16 protein-coding genes are annotated in these 16,465 nt (G+C 58.2%); 3 read left to right on the top strand and 13 right to left on the bottom strand.

Annotated features, from left to right (window positions below):
* Positions 1–32 precede the first annotated feature (32 nt).
* Both rfbC (D6B98_RS16415) and D6B98_RS16410 read left to right on the top strand, forming a co-directional pair.
* Positions 33–611: a dTDP-4-dehydrorhamnose 3,5-epimerase gene (gene rfbC / locus D6B98_RS16415; RefSeq protein ID WP_126258013.1), complete on the top strand. Its 579-nt coding sequence runs from the start codon at positions 33–35 to the stop codon at positions 609–611.
* Positions 612–668: 57 nt separating this feature from the next.
* Entirely contained in the window at positions 669–2,012 is a 1,344-nt protein-coding gene (locus tag D6B98_RS16410) for an NAD(P)H-dependent oxidoreductase (RefSeq protein WP_126258012.1), read from the top strand.
* A 123-nt stretch (positions 2,013–2,135) separates the two neighbouring features.
* Here D6B98_RS16410 and D6B98_RS16405 read toward each other — a convergent pair whose 3' ends face one another.
* The 7 genes from D6B98_RS16405 to D6B98_RS16375 all read right to left on the bottom strand — a co-directional run bounded on the left by D6B98_RS16405 (position 2,136) and on the right by D6B98_RS16375 (position 10,357).
* On the bottom strand, positions 2,136–3,299 hold the full coding sequence (locus tag D6B98_RS16405; RefSeq protein WP_126258011.1) for an acyltransferase family protein: 1,164 nt from the start codon (positions 3,297–3,299) through the stop codon (positions 2,136–2,138).
* A 426-nt stretch (positions 3,300–3,725) separates the two neighbouring features.
* The gene (locus D6B98_RS16400; protein ID WP_126258010.1) at positions 3,726–4,778 is read right to left on the bottom strand and encodes an NAD-dependent epimerase/dehydratase family protein; all 1,053 of its coding nucleotides are present in this window, start codon (positions 4,776–4,778) and stop codon (positions 3,726–3,728) included.
* A gap of 185 nt (positions 4,779–4,963) precedes the next feature.
* Positions 4,964–5,965: an NAD-dependent epimerase/dehydratase family protein gene (locus D6B98_RS16395; RefSeq protein ID WP_126258009.1), complete on the bottom strand. Its 1,002-nt coding sequence runs from the start codon at positions 5,963–5,965 to the stop codon at positions 4,964–4,966.
* Between the two features lie 16 nt (positions 5,966–5,981).
* Positions 5,982–7,145, bottom strand: a complete 1,164-nt coding sequence (locus tag D6B98_RS16390) for a DegT/DnrJ/EryC1/StrS family aminotransferase (RefSeq protein ID WP_126258008.1) — start codon at positions 7,143–7,145, stop codon at positions 5,982–5,984.
* A gap of 34 nt (positions 7,146–7,179) precedes the next feature.
* Entirely contained in the window at positions 7,180–8,442 is a 1,263-nt protein-coding gene (wecC, locus tag D6B98_RS16385) for a UDP-N-acetyl-D-mannosamine dehydrogenase (RefSeq protein ID WP_126258007.1), read from the bottom strand.
* Complete coding sequence (gene wecB / locus D6B98_RS16380; protein WP_126258006.1) at positions 8,435–9,559, bottom strand: non-hydrolyzing UDP-N-acetylglucosamine 2-epimerase; 1,125 nt, start codon at positions 9,557–9,559, stop codon at positions 8,435–8,437. The genes wecC and wecB overlap by 8 nt, the downstream gene beginning before the upstream one ends.
* Before the next feature lie 3 nt (positions 9,560–9,562).
* The gene (locus D6B98_RS16375) at positions 9,563–10,357 is read right to left on the bottom strand and encodes a WecB/TagA/CpsF family glycosyltransferase (RefSeq protein WP_126258005.1); all 795 of its coding nucleotides are present in this window, start codon (positions 10,355–10,357) and stop codon (positions 9,563–9,565) included.
* 186 nt (positions 10,358–10,543) lie between these two features.
* Here D6B98_RS16375 and D6B98_RS16370 point away from each other — a divergent pair, with 186 nt between their 5' ends.
* Positions 10,544–11,449 (top strand): glycosyltransferase family 2 protein, encoded by a 906-nt coding sequence (locus D6B98_RS16370; protein ID WP_126258004.1) that lies wholly within the window; start codon positions 10,544–10,546, stop codon positions 11,447–11,449.
* Positions 11,450–11,465: 16 nt separating this feature from the next.
* Here D6B98_RS16370 and D6B98_RS16365 read toward each other — a convergent pair whose 3' ends face one another.
* The 6 genes from D6B98_RS16365 to D6B98_RS16340 all read right to left on the bottom strand — a co-directional run bounded on the left by D6B98_RS16365 (position 11,466) and on the right by D6B98_RS16340 (position 16,360).
* On the bottom strand, positions 11,466–12,572 hold the full coding sequence (locus D6B98_RS16365) for a hypothetical protein (protein WP_245481401.1): 1,107 nt from the start codon (positions 12,570–12,572) through the stop codon (positions 11,466–11,468).
* A gap of 115 nt (positions 12,573–12,687) precedes the next feature.
* On the bottom strand, positions 12,688–13,563 hold the full coding sequence (rfbA, locus tag D6B98_RS16360) for a glucose-1-phosphate thymidylyltransferase RfbA (RefSeq protein WP_205680491.1): 876 nt from the start codon (positions 13,561–13,563) through the stop codon (positions 12,688–12,690).
* A complete protein-coding gene (rfbD, locus tag D6B98_RS16355) occupies positions 13,472–14,458 on the bottom strand; it encodes a dTDP-4-dehydrorhamnose reductase (protein WP_126258003.1) in 987 nt (328 codons plus the stop codon). Before rfbD ends, rfbA begins: the two co-directional genes overlap by 92 nt.
* 8 nt (positions 14,459–14,466) lie before the next feature.
* On the bottom strand, positions 14,467–15,525 hold the full coding sequence (gene rfbB / locus D6B98_RS16350; RefSeq protein WP_126258002.1) for a dTDP-glucose 4,6-dehydratase: 1,059 nt from the start codon (positions 15,523–15,525) through the stop codon (positions 14,467–14,469).
* 14 nt (positions 15,526–15,539) lie between these two features.
* Positions 15,540–16,097, bottom strand: a complete 558-nt coding sequence (gene rfbC, locus D6B98_RS16345) for a dTDP-4-dehydrorhamnose 3,5-epimerase (protein WP_126258001.1) — start codon at positions 16,095–16,097, stop codon at positions 15,540–15,542.
* The gene (locus tag D6B98_RS16340) at positions 16,094–16,360 is read right to left on the bottom strand and encodes a hypothetical protein (RefSeq protein ID WP_126258000.1); all 267 of its coding nucleotides are present in this window, start codon (positions 16,358–16,360) and stop codon (positions 16,094–16,096) included. The genes rfbC (D6B98_RS16345) and D6B98_RS16340 overlap by 4 nt, the downstream gene beginning before the upstream one ends.
* Positions 16,361–16,465: the final 105 nt, after the last annotated feature.

Raw genomic sequence — 16,465 nt, 5'->3', positions numbered from 1 at the left:
GCGCCTCGCGGCGTATTCAGGAGGGAATTGAAGTGATTATAAGCGAAACCAAACTTAAAGGGGCCTATATTATCGATATTGAACGGCGCGAAGATCCGCGCGGCTTTTTTGCCCGAACTTTTTGCCAGAGAGAGTTTAGGGCCCTCGGCCTCAATCCAAGCATTGCGCAGGCCAATATCGCGTCAAATGTCCGGCGGGGAACCCTGCGCGGCATGCACTTTCAGTTTCCGCCGGCGCCCGAAACGAAACTGGTTCGGTGCACGCGTGGCGCCATCCTCGACATTATAGTCGACCTGCGTCCCGAGAGTTCGACCTTTCTACAACATGTCGCTGTCGAGCTGAACGAAATCAACCAGCGGGCGCTCTACGTGCCCGAACGGTTTGCTCACGGTTATCAGACTCTCGCCGACAACACCGACACCAGCTACCAGGTGGGAGAGTTCTATACTCCCGAGGCGGAGAGCGGGCTGATGTACAATGATCCCAGGCTCGGGCTGACCTGGCCGCTTCCGATTTCCGTGATCTCGGAGAAGGATCAGAACTTTCGCTTACTCAGCGAGGTCGAAGCCGAACTGAAAGGGCGGATGGAACTCGCCGACATCGACGGTTGACGCGAAAGCGCGTTGCCAGCCCCCCCTACCGATCCCTTCCTGCTGAAAGACCTTACGATGATACTCGTCGATCACGCACTGCAAGTTCGTCATGCGGCCGGAAAGCCTATCCGTGTCGGTCTTCTCGGCGCGGGCTTCATGGCTCAGGGGCTTACCAATCAAATCAATAACAGCATTCCCGGAATGCGGGTCGTTGCCATATACAGCCGAAAGCCTCAGCGCGGGCGTGACGTGTTCGGTTATTCCGGCCAGACCGACGTCGCTGACGTTGACAGCCAAGGGCGGCTCGACAGAGCCATTGCCGCCGGCATTCCGGTGGTCACCGAGGACCCGTTCCTGCTCGCCAGATCGGATCTGGTCGACGTGATCGTCGACGTGACCGGATCAGTTGAGCTCGGCGCTCAAGTCGCGCTGGAAGCCTTCAAGCACCAGAAAACCGTCGTCCTCATGAATGCGGAGATTGACGCTACCATCGGACCGATCTTGCAGGTCTATGCAAAGAAGTACGGTGGCTCCCTGTCCGCATGCGATGGCGACGAACCGGGAGTGCAAATGAACCTGGTTCGATGGGTAAAGGGCCTCGGCTTGATCCCACGCGTGGTCGGCAACATCAAGGGACTCCAGGATCCGTATCGCAACCCCACCACGCAGAAGGGATTTGCCGAGCAATGGGGCCAGAACCCGGCCATGGTCACCAGCTTCGCCGACGGATCCAAGATCAGTTTCGAGCAAACGATCGTGGCCAATGCGACTGGCTTCAAGGTAAGATCACGCGGCATGTCGCGCGGGCTGGAATATCGCGGCGACGTTATGAATATTGGCAAACTCTACGACATAGATGAGGTCCGCGCCCTGGGCGGAATCATCGACTATCTCGTCGGCACACCGCTGACCAAGGTCTACGTGCTTGCCGAGCACACCGATCCGAAGCAACAGAAGTATTTGAGCTTGTACAAAATGGGTGAAGGCCCCTTGTACTCGTTCTTCACACCCTATCACCTCGTTCACTTCGAAGTACCGAACTCGATAGCCCGCGCGTTTCTTTTCAAAGATTTGGTCGCCCCTCCCATCGCCGGTCCCGTTGTCGAGGTCTGTGCTATCGCCAAGCGTGACTTGGAGGCGGGCGAGGTCCTCGATGATTATGGAATGTACATGACCTATGGCGAAGCCGTGAACTCCGAGGAAATGAGCCAAATGCAGTACCTTCCTGAAGGTCTCGTAGAGGGTTGCAGGTTGCGGCACGCAGTGAAGAAGGATGCAGTCCTGACGTATACGGATGTTGATCTGCCGCCGGGTCGCCTGGCCGACAAGTTGCGTGCAGAACAATACAAGCACTTCAATGGAGACACTTGGCTTGAGCAACGCATTGCCCGGGATGCTTCATTTGCTCTCACGGCGTGAAGGGGCTGAGTGGGTGACCACGTCTTGCCGAGCCATGTGACGCAGGCTTGCGAACGCGTCGCCAAGAGCCCGCTCGCCCTCCTGACTCGTCGATCTTGAGCGCGCGGATCCCCGCATGAATATTCATTGGGAAGCCACGCCCGACGTGATCTGCGGCTGCATCCAAGCCGCGGCGCGTTTTCCCATCTTGATCCCCGGCAGTTCAATGTAGCGATACGTGAGTTCTGAAACGATGATCGTGGCGGGTATGCTCAGGCACGAAAGCAGCAACATCCCAGGAGCAGTCCCAGAGTAGCTGAAGAGGAGCCAAACAATCGCGGAAATGACAGGGTAGTGACACAGAAAGATCGAGTAGGAGCGCGAACCAAAATATTGCGCCACGGGACTCATGAGCGCGCAGGAGTATATATTGCCGGCAAGTCCCGGCCGCTCATGGCACTTCCGCGGAAGACCAAAAAATACAATAAGCCAGATCAGGAACGGTCGCAGTTCATTGCGCAACGGAAAAAGGACGATCGCCAAAGCCACGGCCGGGACAAGCCAATTGTGGCCTTCCGCATACGGGTAGGTGAATCGGCTCACAATCCCCACCACAAAGTAACTAACCGCGAGCGGCAAGGCACCGGGCTGAGCAGTGCCGACGAAACTCCTGAACCAAAACTCACAAATCGCAACTGCAATGGCCAGCAACGGGATGAGCAATTCATTTCGGATGATGCAGATTATCAGCGGCGCAACAAGATAGAATTGCCATTCCAGGGAAATGCTCCAGGCTGGCATGTTGAATGCGTACTCCGAATACGGCAACGCCGCATTGGAAATGGCACCGTGCAGCATCGTGAGATGCGCGAGAACGTGTGACCAGAAGTACTTATGATTGCTTGCGGCGACACCATCAACAACTCTTGCGAACTCGGAATCGCTAAAGCCGGGAGCAGCTAGCGAAATGGCAAGTAGATCGTTGGTGAAGAAACCAAAAAAGCAAGTGGCGGCAAACAACGGAAACAGTCGAGCAAAACGCTGGATGATATAGACCGGATATGGCTCTGCTTTTTCGATAACAACGTGTGTGATCACGAAGCCGCTGACGATAAGAAAAACGAGAACAGCCGGCGGGCCTAGCGATCTGACATGCGATCCCAATGCTCCGCTACTGAAGCCCGAACAATATGCGAGGTGCGCCAAGACTACGGTCCACGCCAGCCAGCCTCGCAGTCCTTCGATGGCTCGAAACTTCTTCAGCGCAGCGCCCTTTCCCTCTTTCGGTGGAATCGAAAAGGATGGCACGTATCGCTAACGTTGGTTCGGAGAACATTATTTTATTTCCATTTGTCGGGATTTTGACGTTTGGTCATTAACAAATCTAAATATTTCGACTTTGACCCAGAATAAGGCGGACCATGATCGCCGCAGTTCCCGAGGCCAGCGCGCGCGCTCGGCTTATGTCCTAGTAAAAGCTCAGCCGGCCGCTACTCGAGAGATTCCGTCATTTGGCGACTTTCAAGAGGACGCGACCTTGCAATGCGCTACCCGCGACATCTTCGGCGAACGACGCCCTCTGGGTGACGATCGCCAACGCGGCGTACTGGTCGAGGCAACGCCCGAATCCAGCCAGTCAGCGCGGGCCTGCGCTGACTGAATCGCAGGGGCGCGACGGCAATGTACCCGCGCTCGCTTCCCTCGCCCGCCCAAGGTCCACGGTGAGCTGACTATTCAGGACACCGCTGCAAGCTGCAGTCTCGTGTGGCGCAAGTCGCTACTCAGAATTCTTTCCGCCAGCAGCTTCCGAATATGGCCGATGCGTTGATATCGCGGCCCTTCGAATTCTTCCAAAGTCAACTTTGACGAACGATAGACCCTGTAGAGCTGCTCGGCGCCCATTCGGGCGTCCCAGCGGGGCTGGAACCCTGGCAACCTGCGGCGGATCTTTTCGAAGCTCACTCGGTAGGATCGCTCGTCTGGACTCGCATCCTCGGCAAACTCCACCGTAGAATTCGGCACCACACTCGCGACGATCTCGGCCAAATCCCGAATTCGATAATTGTGAGCAGTCTGACCGACATTGAATGCCTCATTGAAGACGGCCTCGGCAGGTGCCTCCAATGCGGCTATGAAAGCTCGAGAAATATCCTCGATGTGGACGATCGGCCGCCAGGGCGAGCCATCCGATTTCAGATGAATTCTTCCTGTCGTAAACGCCCACGCAACAAGGTTATTCAGGACAATATCGAAGCGCAGCCGCGGTGAGACTCCGTACGCTGTAGCTGGCCTCAGAAACACTGGGCAAAATCCGTCGTCGGCCAGCGCCGAAATACCGCGTTCCGACGCGACCTTGGATTGTCCGTAGGCCGTCACCGGATTGAGCGCCGCGGTCTCATCGATCATTTCCTCACCGGCTTTTCCATAGTTGCTGCAGGATGAGGCAAACACGAAACGACGCACGCCGGCATGCTTTGCTATCTCGGCCATGCGAACGCTTGCGCGATGATTGATCTGGTCGGTCAATTCAGGCCTCAGATTGCCGAGCGGATCGTTGGAGAGTGCGGCTAGATGCAGCACAGCGTCGAAGCCAACGAGATCCGCGACCTCTGCGTCTCTGACGTCCTTCCAAATCGTCGGGACCTCGAGAATGCTACCGCCAGGGGCGTATGTGCACCGGGAGTAGATATCGCTGTCCATTCCAGTCACCTCGTGACCGGCGCCGACCAGCATTGGGGTTAAGACCGTGCCGATGTAGCCAAGATGACCTGTTACCAGAACTCGCATTGCCATTCTCCCTCGCACTCAATTTCATGAACTAAAGTTGCCCGCTGTACGTGTTTCGGCCAGAGTTCTGTCAAGTGCCGCCCCTGCCATCGGGAAGACCGCCTCGTCACGCAGAGTGCAGAGCCAGGACGGCTGCTCGTACGGCTTTGGCTTCTTCACGGGACGCTGTGGCACAGCCAGCAGGCTCATGAAGCCAGGGCCTGCCGATGCCGCCCGGTTACAAGTCCCCGTTCGGAGCGCCACCACTTCACAAACTCGGTCAGTCCGAGTTCGAGCGGCACCGTGGCTTGGAAGCCCAGCAGACGTTCCAGCTTGCCTGTCGACGCCACCTGGCGCTGTATCGGATTGATCGAGTGCTCGGGCGCGATTTGCGGGAGCATGCCGTCATGACCCATAGCGGAAGCCAGGGCCGAAGCGAGTTGCACCAAGGTTGTTTCGATACCGCTCCCCACGTTGAACACCTCGTCGCTGACCCTTGCCCTCGCCGCAAGGATGGTCGCGCGTGCGGCATCACGGACATGCACCAAGTCCACGGTCTGCCGGTCGTGGTCAACTATCACCGGCGGCGTTCCAGCCTCCAACTCCTCCATCCAGCGGATCAACATCTCGGCGTATCGACCGTGCACGTCCATTCGACTGCCATACACGTCAAAGTATCTCAAAGCGATATAGTCGAGGCCGTGCATATCGTTGAAGGCGCGGAGCAAGCCTTCATTGCAAGCCTTCGCTGTTCCATAGACCGTTCGGCTTCCATATGGATTCTCGTGCTCCGTCGTCGGAAGCTCCTCCGCTACGCCGTACACCGAAGCAGATGACGCGGCGACGATCTTCTCGACGTCGTACTTTACGCAGAGTTCAAGCAGTTCGAAGGTGCCGTTCACCATGACTTCCATGGCAAGACGCGGTTCGGCCAAACAATCAGCGCTGCACGGCGCGGCGTGGTGAAAGATGATGTTGGCCCCTCTTACCAGAGCTTCAACCAGCTTCGTGTCTCGCAAATCACCGCGGACCAATCGCACCGGTCCTCGGTTAAGCGACCTCCTGAGGTTCTCCGGTCGTCCGGTCGACATATTGTCGAGCGCCACGATCTCGATGCAGCCTTCGTCGCACAAAGAGTCCACGATATGCGAGCCGATGAATCCGGCACCTCCGGTAACGAGAACGCGTTTTCCCTTGAGATCCAGCACGACCGCCCTCCTGGTTCTAGGCTACTAGGCCATGTCGAGGCATTCCGTCCTGGAATGTCCAGCCGCTCCGGAACGTTTGCTCCCCTCCCGCAATTTTCTTCACTTCGGAGCCAACGATGCCGGTTTGCTCCGGTAACATCTCGGGATAAATGGGGAGCGATAGAAACTCGCTCGCAAGCCTCTCACTTACAGGCAGGTCGCCGACGCGATATCCAAGCTCTGCGTAACGCTGTTGTAAATGGACCGGAACGGGGTAGTGAACGTCGACCCCGATCCCCGCGCGTCCCAGCATGGCAATAGCCTGATCGCGGTGCCGAAGTCTCAGGGCGTAAATATGATAGACATGCCGGCTGTGGCTGGGTGGCCGCGGACGCGCGACCGCCAGACTGGACAATGCCTGATCATACTGCGCGGCGATCGATCGACGTGCCTCGGTCCAGGCTTCGATGTAGTCCATCTTTACGTTCAGCACTGCCGCCTGAACTTCGTCCATTCCATGATCGCATCTTGCAAGAGCATGATTGCCCTCGTCCTCCTGCGTCCGGTCGAGAAGCCAGGACACGCGTCGCGCAAGCTCCGGATGATCCGTGACAACCGCGCCAGCCTCGCCATAGGCTCCGAGATTCTTGTCGGGATAGAAGCTGAAGCAGCCGAAATCTCCGATCGAGCCGGACCGCCTGCTCTTGTAGCTGGCGCCATGCGCCTGCGCAGCGTCCTCGATTACCAAGAGGCCGTGGCGGCGGGAGATTGACATGATTGAATCCATGTCCGCCATCAGTCCATGCAGATGGGCCGGCAGGATTGCTCTCGTCTTGCTCGTGATCGCAGCCTCGATCAAAGCTGGATTCATCGTCCACGTGACTGGATCGACGTCCACGAAGACGGGTGTTGCACCGCACCTGATGATGGCGGCCGTCGCCGCGACGAAGTTCATCGAGACCGTGATCACCTCGTCGCTCGGCCCCACTCCGGCGGCCAGCAATGCGAGATGGAGCGCCGATGTGCCACTGCTAACAGCGCGGCAGCACGCAACGTTGCAGTAGTCCGCAAAGCGTTCCTCGAAAGCGCCCGCTTCAAGCCTCGATGTAGCGCGCTCATGTCGGATGGCACGCCTGATCGCGGCGTCGATTTTCGATCCGACCGTCTGAGCTTGTGCTTTCAAGTCCAAGAATGGTATCAATTCGGTATTCCCGCTTCTGGAACGTTCGGCAGCTTCACGTCCGCACAGGCATGTCTTGCCAGATACCTCGCGTGTCGATTACGTCAAGATGACGGCGTTCGGCCAGCGGAACCATCTTGAACTCGTCGTGGTCGACCAGGAGAAGGGCAATCTCACACGTGCGCAATGCTTCGTCGATGTTCAGCAAGCCGATATGGTGGTCGGCAAGCTCCGGCGGTGGCCGCCGCAGATTAGGCTCGACAACCTTGATGCGCTGTCCGTACTTCTTCGCCAGATGTACGGCGATCTCCATGGCCGGGCTTTCGCGCAGATCGTCGACATTGGCCTTGAAGGTTAGCCCGCAGCAGGCCACGTTTGCGTAGGGATGATCCTCGATCAGCGCCTCTGCGCGCTCAATAATTTTCTGCGTCTTGGCGTTGTTGACCTCACGACTCGTTCGCATTACGCGCGCAAGGTCGGGCGCCGAATCGATAATGAACCACGGATCGACGGCAATGCAGTGCCCGCCCACGCCTGGGCCCGGCCGCAACACGTTCACGCGTGGATGGCGGTTCGCGATATCGATCACCTCCCAGACATTGATGTCGAATCTGTCGCAGATCATCGAGAGTTCATTGGCAAAGGCGATGTTCGTATCCCGGAACGCGTTCTCCGTTAGCTTGACCAACTCGGCGGCGCGCGCGGTGGTGGCAACGCAAGCGCCGCGAACGAACATCTTGTAGAAGCGCTGAGCGCGCCGCGCACAGGCAGGAGTGATCCCCCCAATGCATCGATCATTATCGATGAGTTCGCTCAAGATCCGCCCAGGCAACACGCGTTCAGGACAATATGCGACGTACACTGCGCCGTCCTCGCGGCCATTGACGCCGATTCTCAGGTCCGGCCTGCTCTCGTTAATCCGTTTTGCGATGCCTTCAGTGGTTCCGATTGGCGAGGTCGATTCGAGAATGACGAGATTGCCCGGAACAAGCAAATCGAGAATGCTTTCCACGGCAGCATTCACGTTGGACAAATCCGGCCGATTATTGCCGTCAATGGGTGTGGGTACCGCGATGATGAAGACGTCGGCGGCCTGCGGCTTGCTTGAAGTCGTCAACGCGCCGCTCGACACTACTTTGGAAACCAGACCGTCGAGATCGGGCTCCGAAATGTGAATGGCTCCGGAGGCCACCGTCCTGACCACATACTCCTTTGTGTCCACGCCAACCACTTGCAGGCCGCGGCTGGCTATCAGCGCGGCCGTCGGCAAGCCGATATAGCCAAGCCCGAGGACAGCAACCTTCTGGAGTTCAGGCATCGAGAAGCACCTTCACAATCCGCTCGCTGGCACGCCCATCGCCAAATGGATTGTGGGAGCGAGACATAGCAGCATAAGTCTCATCATCGTCGAGTAGCCGGAACGTCTCCCCGACGATCCTGTCGTAGTTCGCTCCAACCAGGCGCGCGGTTCCCGCGTCGACTCCTTCCGGGCGTTCGGTCGTCTCCCGCATCACAAGGACCGGCTTTCCGAACGTCGGCGCCTCTTCCTGCACGCCGCCTGAGTCGGTCAGCACCAAATGCGCCATGGAGAGAAGGCTGACAAAATCCGTGTACTCTTGGGGGGAAATCAGCACGACGCGCGGATGGTCGGCGAGCCGTGTTGCGAACACGTCGCGGACGTTCGGGTTCGGATGAACCGGAAGGACAACGGCAACGTCCTCCCGGCTCAAGATCGTCTCCAGTGCATTCACGATGTTGAGAACACCTCCACCGAAATTCTCCCGGCGGTGGCAGGTGACCAGGATGATGCGACGGTTGCCGTGCCGCTTCTTGATTCCGTCCCAACGGGATGAGAGCTCCGGATCGGCCTCTACCATGGCTTTCGCGATGATCAGCGCGTCAACAACAGTATTTCCGGTGACGTGGATGCGATCGTTGGAGACGTTCTCCGCCCGGAGCGCTCTCGCAGCACGCTCAGTCGGCGCGAAATGCTGATCGGCGATCGAGCCGACGATCTTGCGATTCACCTCCTCGGGCCAGGGCGCGAAGATATCTCCACTTCGCAGTCCCGCCTCGACATGCGAGACCGGGACGCGGTGATAGTATGACGCCAGCGCACCTGCCATGGCAGTCGCAGTGTCGCCCTGGACGATCACTCTGGTGGGCTTCACCCTCTCCAGGACATCTCCGATCTGCGCCAATAGCCGGCCGGTCAGATTATCGAGAGTCTGATTCACCGTCATGACGTCGAGATCGAAATCCGGGACCACCTTGGCCATCTTGAGAACCTGGTCGAGCAGTTCTCTGTGCTGCGCTGTCGCGCAGACCGTGAGGGAGATGTCCTTGTTCTGCTCGGCCTTGAGCCGGTTGATGACCGGAAACAGCTTGATCGCTTCCGGCCTGGTTCCCAACAATATGAAAAAATGCTTTCGCACGCCTCACCCTCCGATCCGGCCTGTCCCGGGGGGCAGCACATTGTACATGCTGGGCGGCCGTCTAAGTGCCTGCCGCGCGAACGCTTGCGTCAAGATTCCTGCAAACAGCGTGTTGGTCCTGGCATACCGCCACCACATCCGTCTGGGCTCCTGATAGATGCGGTACAACCATTCCAGGCCGAGTTGCTGCATGTGAATGGGAGCTCGCAGAACCGAGCCCGCGAGAACGTCAAACCCTCCGCCAACGCCCATAATGAACGGTACGCCGAGCTCGTCGCGGTGGGCCGCAAGGAAGCGTTCCTTCCGCGGCGTGGGCATACCAATGAACAGGCAATCGGCGCCACTGGACCGAATATCGCGGACGACCTCGTTCTCCTGCTCGCTGGAAAAATAGCCGTGCCTCACCCCAGCAAAGACAAGCGAGGGGTGCTTGTCCCGAACACGCTGCGCCGCCTGTTGCACGACGGCGGGTGAGGCTCCCAGAAAGTACGGTCGGAAGCCCTCTTGCGCGCACACTTTCAGCAGCTCGCCGAGGAGATCTACGCCGGTGACTCGTGACGTTGCCGGGAGACCAAGCCCCCGCGCTCCCCAAAGGATTCCCATGCCGTCGATTCCGACAATGTCGCTGCTGGCGACATCAGCGGCGAGCACTGGATCGGAGCGCATGTTGACGAACTTCGCCACGTTAAGGGCGACATGCTGCAGACGCTGGCGGCTTCGCATGGCCTTGCGCGCAAGGCCGACGGTCTCTGCCATGGTCAAGATATCGATGGGGCACCCCAGAAAGTAGGCACGCATGGGTTCCTCCCCGGCCAAGATTCGCTTTGAGCGAAAGACCGCTTTCAATTGAACTAATTAATATCGCGATAATAATGATAGCGATTTTATTTGCAAGTTATATTGATATTATATTTTCGGCTTGAATACGCGATAAGAGGCTCCAATCAACGGCCGAGCCGCAACGTTCGCGTCGGAGGAAATTAAATGGACATTAAACGTCTGGCGATTTCGGTGATTGTCCCACATTTGAATCAGCCAATGGCGCTTAAGACCTGTCTGGCCAGTCTCGAGGCGCAGAGCATTCCCCGGGATTCGTTCGAGATCATTGTCGTTGACAACGGCTCCGTTACGTTGCCGACCGACGTCATCGCTCAATATCCACGCGTACGGCTGTTGCGCGAGGCACGGCCCGGGCCTGGCCCGGCGCGTAACACCGGAGTTGCTGCTGGGAGCGGCGAGGTGCTTGCCTTCATCGACGCCGATTGCAGGGCACATTGTGATTGGCTGAGCAGCGTATGGCGCTCACTGCATTCGCTCCCGCCTCGGACAGTGCTCGGAGGGGACGTCCGCATCTGGCGCGACGCGAAGCCACACCTGGATGCCATCGCAGCCTACGAGAGCGTCTTCGCCTATCGATTCAAGCTCTACATCGAGCGCGATGGCTACTGCGGCACAGGCAACATGGCGATGTTTCGCCGGGATTTCCATTCCGTCGGACCGTTCGCAGGGATCGACGTGGCGGAGGATATGGAGTGGGGACAACGGGCCCAGCGTGCCGGGCTTCGGTTCCGGTATATCCCGGAAATGATCGTCTTCCACCCGGCCAGGAGTTCTCTGCAGGAGCTATATGTCAAGTGGGACCGACAACTCCTGCACTACCGCAACATGGCCGACGGCAAGCCGGCATGGAGATTGCGCTGGATTGCGCAGGCCCTGCTTGTCCTAGCTTCGCCCGCTCCCGGCATCATCACGATCTTAACGAGTGACCGGCTCCACGGTATCGGAGCCCGTATCAAGGCTATCGCCGTCATGTGTGCCGTACGAATGCATCGGGTTATGACAATGCTGTCGCTACTGCGCAATCGGCGAGCCGTCGCCTGGAATCGTTAGCAGAATATTCTCGGCATCAGGCCGGTATGGGTATCTTGCCAAATGCCGAGTTGTGGGTCAGTTCCAGCAAGTCAGTTCGCTGGCCGAACGACCACAACATCCAACCCAGTTCGTAGCTACGGCATTCCAGCCGAAGTCCAACACCGGAATCTTCAATTAGCCCAGCCTCGCATCCGGAGTAGGCGTTCTTGATTGCGCGCAGCATCCTCGGCGCCCGCGTTGTCAGCTCCCGCTTTCGAATCTGGGATCGGATAGTCAGCCCCAGATCGGGCACCAGCATCGAGCGGCGAAGCTGGTTCTGGCCCAGCACCCAATTAAATCCCTTGATTAAGGCACTCCGTGCCCCCCGAACTCGATAGCGCTCCGCCCATTCCAGCAGAGCCGGAGCCATGCCATACTGGTGCACCGAGTAGACTTCATAGAAATCAAGCACGCGCCCCCCAGCCGCATCGAAAAACCAGGGCCACTCGCCGTCGGGACCTTGAAGTGCAATCAACTTGCGAACGCAGGCGTCGGCCATGGCGAGCGCCGATGACTCGCCCGTGAACTCGCCGTAGTGATAGCACGCAATTGAAAGATAGATCTGCGTGGCGAACGAAGCGAAGCGTCGCCGAAATCCTGATGGTGCGTCGAAGAATAGCCCCGATCCGCTGTGGAATCGCTCCTGGAGAAAGCGATACAAAGGAGCGGCGAAAGACACCCACTCCCTGTCGCCCGCCCGGGCCCGAGCCACGACGCCCGTTAACAGCATACCCAGATCCTGAGCCCGAAAGGTCTTCCAGCCCGCCTGATCGCTCAGGAGCGCTCTCACGTCGCGCTTCACCTGCTCGGGTAGCTCGAAGCGGAGTTCCGCGGAAGCCCAGAGCGCCATACCTAGTGCATACTTTGGCACCGCAAGGACCGTGAGTTGGACCGCATTGTGATGGAATGTTTCCAATAAGTTGAGGCCGCTAGGAACCTTCTTTATCCTCGACATTCCGAGCAGAACGTTAAGCGTGTAGAACACATCGCTGCGCCGTAAGGACTCGTTTGGCGACGCGCGCCCGTCCAGATGGTAGATATGTGACCAGCAGCGATGTTCAGATAACCAGCACCGCTCCAATCCTCTGAGCGCATAGCGCACCAGGGGCGAGTCCTGCGAGGAATCGGGTATCAAAGACCCACTCGTAATAGGGCTGATGTTCATCGAAGAACCACGGTTAGCTCGTTTCGACCTCTGTGGATGATTCAGCCCGACCTCAAGTCAGGAGAGAACCGATCTCGCGCAGATACTGACCGTAACCGCTCTTCTCCAACGGTCGCGCCAGCTCTTCGATCTGGTCGCGCTCGATGAAACCTTGCCTCAGCGCAATTTCCTCAAGACAGGCAACCTTCATGCCTTGGCGCTTTTCGAGCGTCTGCACAAACATCGCCGCATCGATTAGCGACTCCACTGTTCCGGTATCCAGCCAGGCGAACCCCCGCCCCATCCGCTCAACATGGAGTGCCTTGGCCGAAAGATATCGCATCTGCAGATCGGTGATCTCGAGTTCGCCGCGCGACGACGGCTCGATGCGCCGTGCGTAGCGCACCACGTTGTTGTCGAAGAAATAGAGACCTGTGATCGCCCAGTTCGAGCTCGGCTGGCTCGGCTTCTCCTCAATTCGCAGTGGGCGATCGCCCTCGTCGAACGTAACGACGCCATACCTCTCCGGGTCTCGTACGCGATAGGCGAAGACGGTTGCACCTTCCTGACGCCCGGCAGCCCTTGCGAGCAATTCGCTCAGGCCGTCGCCAAAGAAGATGTTATCTCCAAGAACCATCGCAACGCGATCGTTCCCGATGAAGTCGGCGCCGACAATGAACGCATCGGCCAGACCGGCGGGTCGGGGCTGCTCCGCGTAGCTGAGTCTAATTCCCCATTGTCTACCGTCCCCCAGCAAGCGCTCGAACTGACACCGGTCTGAAGGAGTGGTTATGATAAGGATCTCGCGCACCCCTGCCAGCATCAGCGTTGACAACGGGTAGTAGATCATCGGCTTGTCATAGATGGGCAGTAGCTGCTTGCTGACCGCTCTCGTGATTGGATACAGTCGAGTTCCGCTGCCGCCAGCCAGCACTATTCCTTTCAGCATCGATTCCACCTTCCACGAGTTGGCCGAGACAGGTTTCGAGAGAGCAACGCCATGACGGCAATCGAAGGCCTAAGACACGTTCGGCCTTGGATGAGTTGAGGCGCGAATTCCGTGGCCGTCGCGCGGCGGTCTGGTACTGTTCGCTCGTAATGGCCTCAAGCTGCGGCACTCGGATTCCCCGCTGAGCGAGCAAGTCGAAAATCGCTTGGGCAAACCCATGCCAAGTCGTCTCACCTTGTCCGGCAAGATGAAAGATGCCGGCCAGGGCTCTACGATCTTGGGTTAGCAGCCGTCCCGAGAGCTGAAGGATCGCCGACGCAAGGTCGAGTGCGGATGTTGGACTTCCGCATTGATCCTCAACGACTTTGACGATCGGTTGCGCTTCACAGAGCCGCAGCATCGTCCGAACGAAGTTGTTGCCATGGGGACTATATAGCCATGAAGTGCGAATCACCGTTGCGAGCGGATGAGCAGCAAGAACCGCAGCTTCGCCGGCCAGCTTCGATGCGCCATACACATTCAATGGCGCAGGAACATCGCTTTCCTCGTAAGCATCCAGCTTTGTGCCGTCAAAGACATAGTCGGTCGAGATGTGGATGAATGGTATATTCATTTGCCATGCGACGTCGGCCAACGCGGCCGCTGCGTCGCGATTGATGCCGAATGCTCTTGCTACTTCCGATTCTGCCAGATCCACCGCCGTGTAAGCGGCAGCGTTGATGATCATGGACGGTGCGATCGGATCGATCGTTCGGCGGAGTTCGCCATGGGCCTCCAGATTGAGACCGCTGCGTCCAAGGGCGACCACTGACGTGCTGTGCAGCGCCGCCAGGTCATGAAGACACCTTGCCAACTGACCGTTGCGACCAGCAATCAGAATGGGGCTTTCCGTCATTTGCAGCCTCAATGTTGTGTAGCGAGGAGCCCCAGACGCGAACCGTCATAGACCCCGCTGCGGGCACGCTCCCACCACGCGCGGCTCTTGAGATACCATGCGACGGTCTCGGCCAGCCCCTGCTCGAACGTCCTTGTGGGTCGCCAGCCAAGTTCACGGTGAGCTTTCGATGCGTCGATCGCGTAGCGGATATCGTGTCCCGGACGATCTGGCACAAAAGTAATCATCGATCGTCTCGCTGCCGGACCCGGATACAGCCTGTCGACGACGTCGCAGATCTGGGTTACCACGTCGAGGTTGGAGCGTTCGCTATCTCCGCCGAAATTGTACTTCTCGCCGGGCTTGCCTTCGAACAGAAGCGTGATCAACCCTGCCGCATGATCTTCGACATGCAGCCAGTCCCGTACGTTTCGGCCGTCGCCATACACCGGCAACGGCTTGCGCTCGATCGCATTGAGAATCGTCAAGGGAATGAGCTTTTCTGGAAACTGAAACGGCCCGTAATTGTTCGAGCAATTCGACACAATGACCGGCAGGCCATAGGTCTTGAACCACGCAAGTGCGAGATGATCCGAGGCTGCCTTGCTCGCCGAATAGGGTGAGCTCGGCCGGTAAGGCGTTTCCTCCCGGAAGTAGTCAGCGGGTCCGAGTGAACCGTAGACCTCGTCTGTCGAGACGTGAATGAAGCGAAACCGCTTGCGCCCTGGTACCGAGAGGCCCTCATAGTATTTTCTCGCTGCTTCCAACAACGTGTAGGTGCCCACAATATTCGTGCCAATGAAGGCCGCGGGACCGGTGATTGAGCGGTCGACGTGACTCTCGGCCGCGAGGTGAATGATCGCGTCTGGCCGGTAGCTGTTGAACACGAAATCCATGGCCTCGCGGTCGCAGATATCCTGCTGCTCGAACAGATAGGACTTTAGCCCTTGGATGGGCGCTAGCGAGGATGGGTTGGCCGCATAGGTCAGCTTGTCGACATTGATTACTTCGGCGCCCTTCTGCAGCGCTAGGCTACGGCACACGGCAGAACCGATAAATCCCGCTCCCCCAGTCACCAAAACGCGCATCTGACCGCTCTCCATCACTCGAAAACGGCCGCAAGCTGGTCCAGCCTGGGCAGGGATCTATCTTTTGGCGACACTTGGGCCTCGGCCGTTGTCACCGGCCACTCAATCGCCAGTCCCGGATCGGCCCAATAGAGCCCTCCGTCATGGCTTGGAGCGTAGACTTGGTCGACCTTGTAGAACACGACGGTCTCTGGTTGCAGTGTGCAGAAACCGTGCGCAAAGCCCTTCGGGACAAGCAGTTGCTCTCCGGTCTGGCTATCCAGCTTGACAGCTATATGCCTTCCGAAGGTTGCCGACGAACGCCGAAGATCGACCACGACATCGAGAATAGCACCGCTTAGCACTCGTATGAGCTTGGCTTGGGCGAAAGGCGGTCGCTGGAAGTGCAAGCCTCGGACTGTCCCAACCTTGTCTGAGCTGGATTGATTGTCCTGGACGAAATCGACGAGAATCCCTTTCTCCGCGAAGGCCGATCGCTGAAACGTCTCACAGAAGTAACCCCGGGCGTCCGATAATCGCTCCGTTTGAATCATCTTAACATCTGGGATCTCCAAACACCGTACTTCCATCATGGAAAGCCCTCGGCCAAGTGCTGCTCAGTCCCGACAAAAGGCGCAACGAGGTCATCAAACCACTGATCGAAGATGCCTTCGTCGAGACTGCTCTTGCCGTTGTCGTTCGAGCTCACGATCGGCACGTGCGCATGCCACGCCTCTGCGGCGCGGGAGGAATCCCGGGCTTCAAGCGGACTCGCATCGCCCCGCCTTGCCAGCAACAAGGCGGCCCATTCGAGGCGTTCCACGGTCATTGGGAGGCCCGACACTGTCTTCACCATCACTATGTTCCCGCCTGGCTTTTAATCCTACGATCCAGGTCTACATTTAAATTCTATCCGCCGAACGCCGTCGGGCGCAGCAGCGGCACCCTGCGAACAGGCCAA

The organism is Bradyrhizobium sp. LVM 105 (assembly GCF_003957705.1).
Taxonomy (GTDB): domain Bacteria; phylum Pseudomonadota; class Alphaproteobacteria; order Rhizobiales; family Xanthobacteraceae; genus Bradyrhizobium; species Bradyrhizobium frederickii.
Note: the sequence above shows the minus strand (reverse complement) of the source record. Positions and strands in the feature narration are given on the sequence as shown.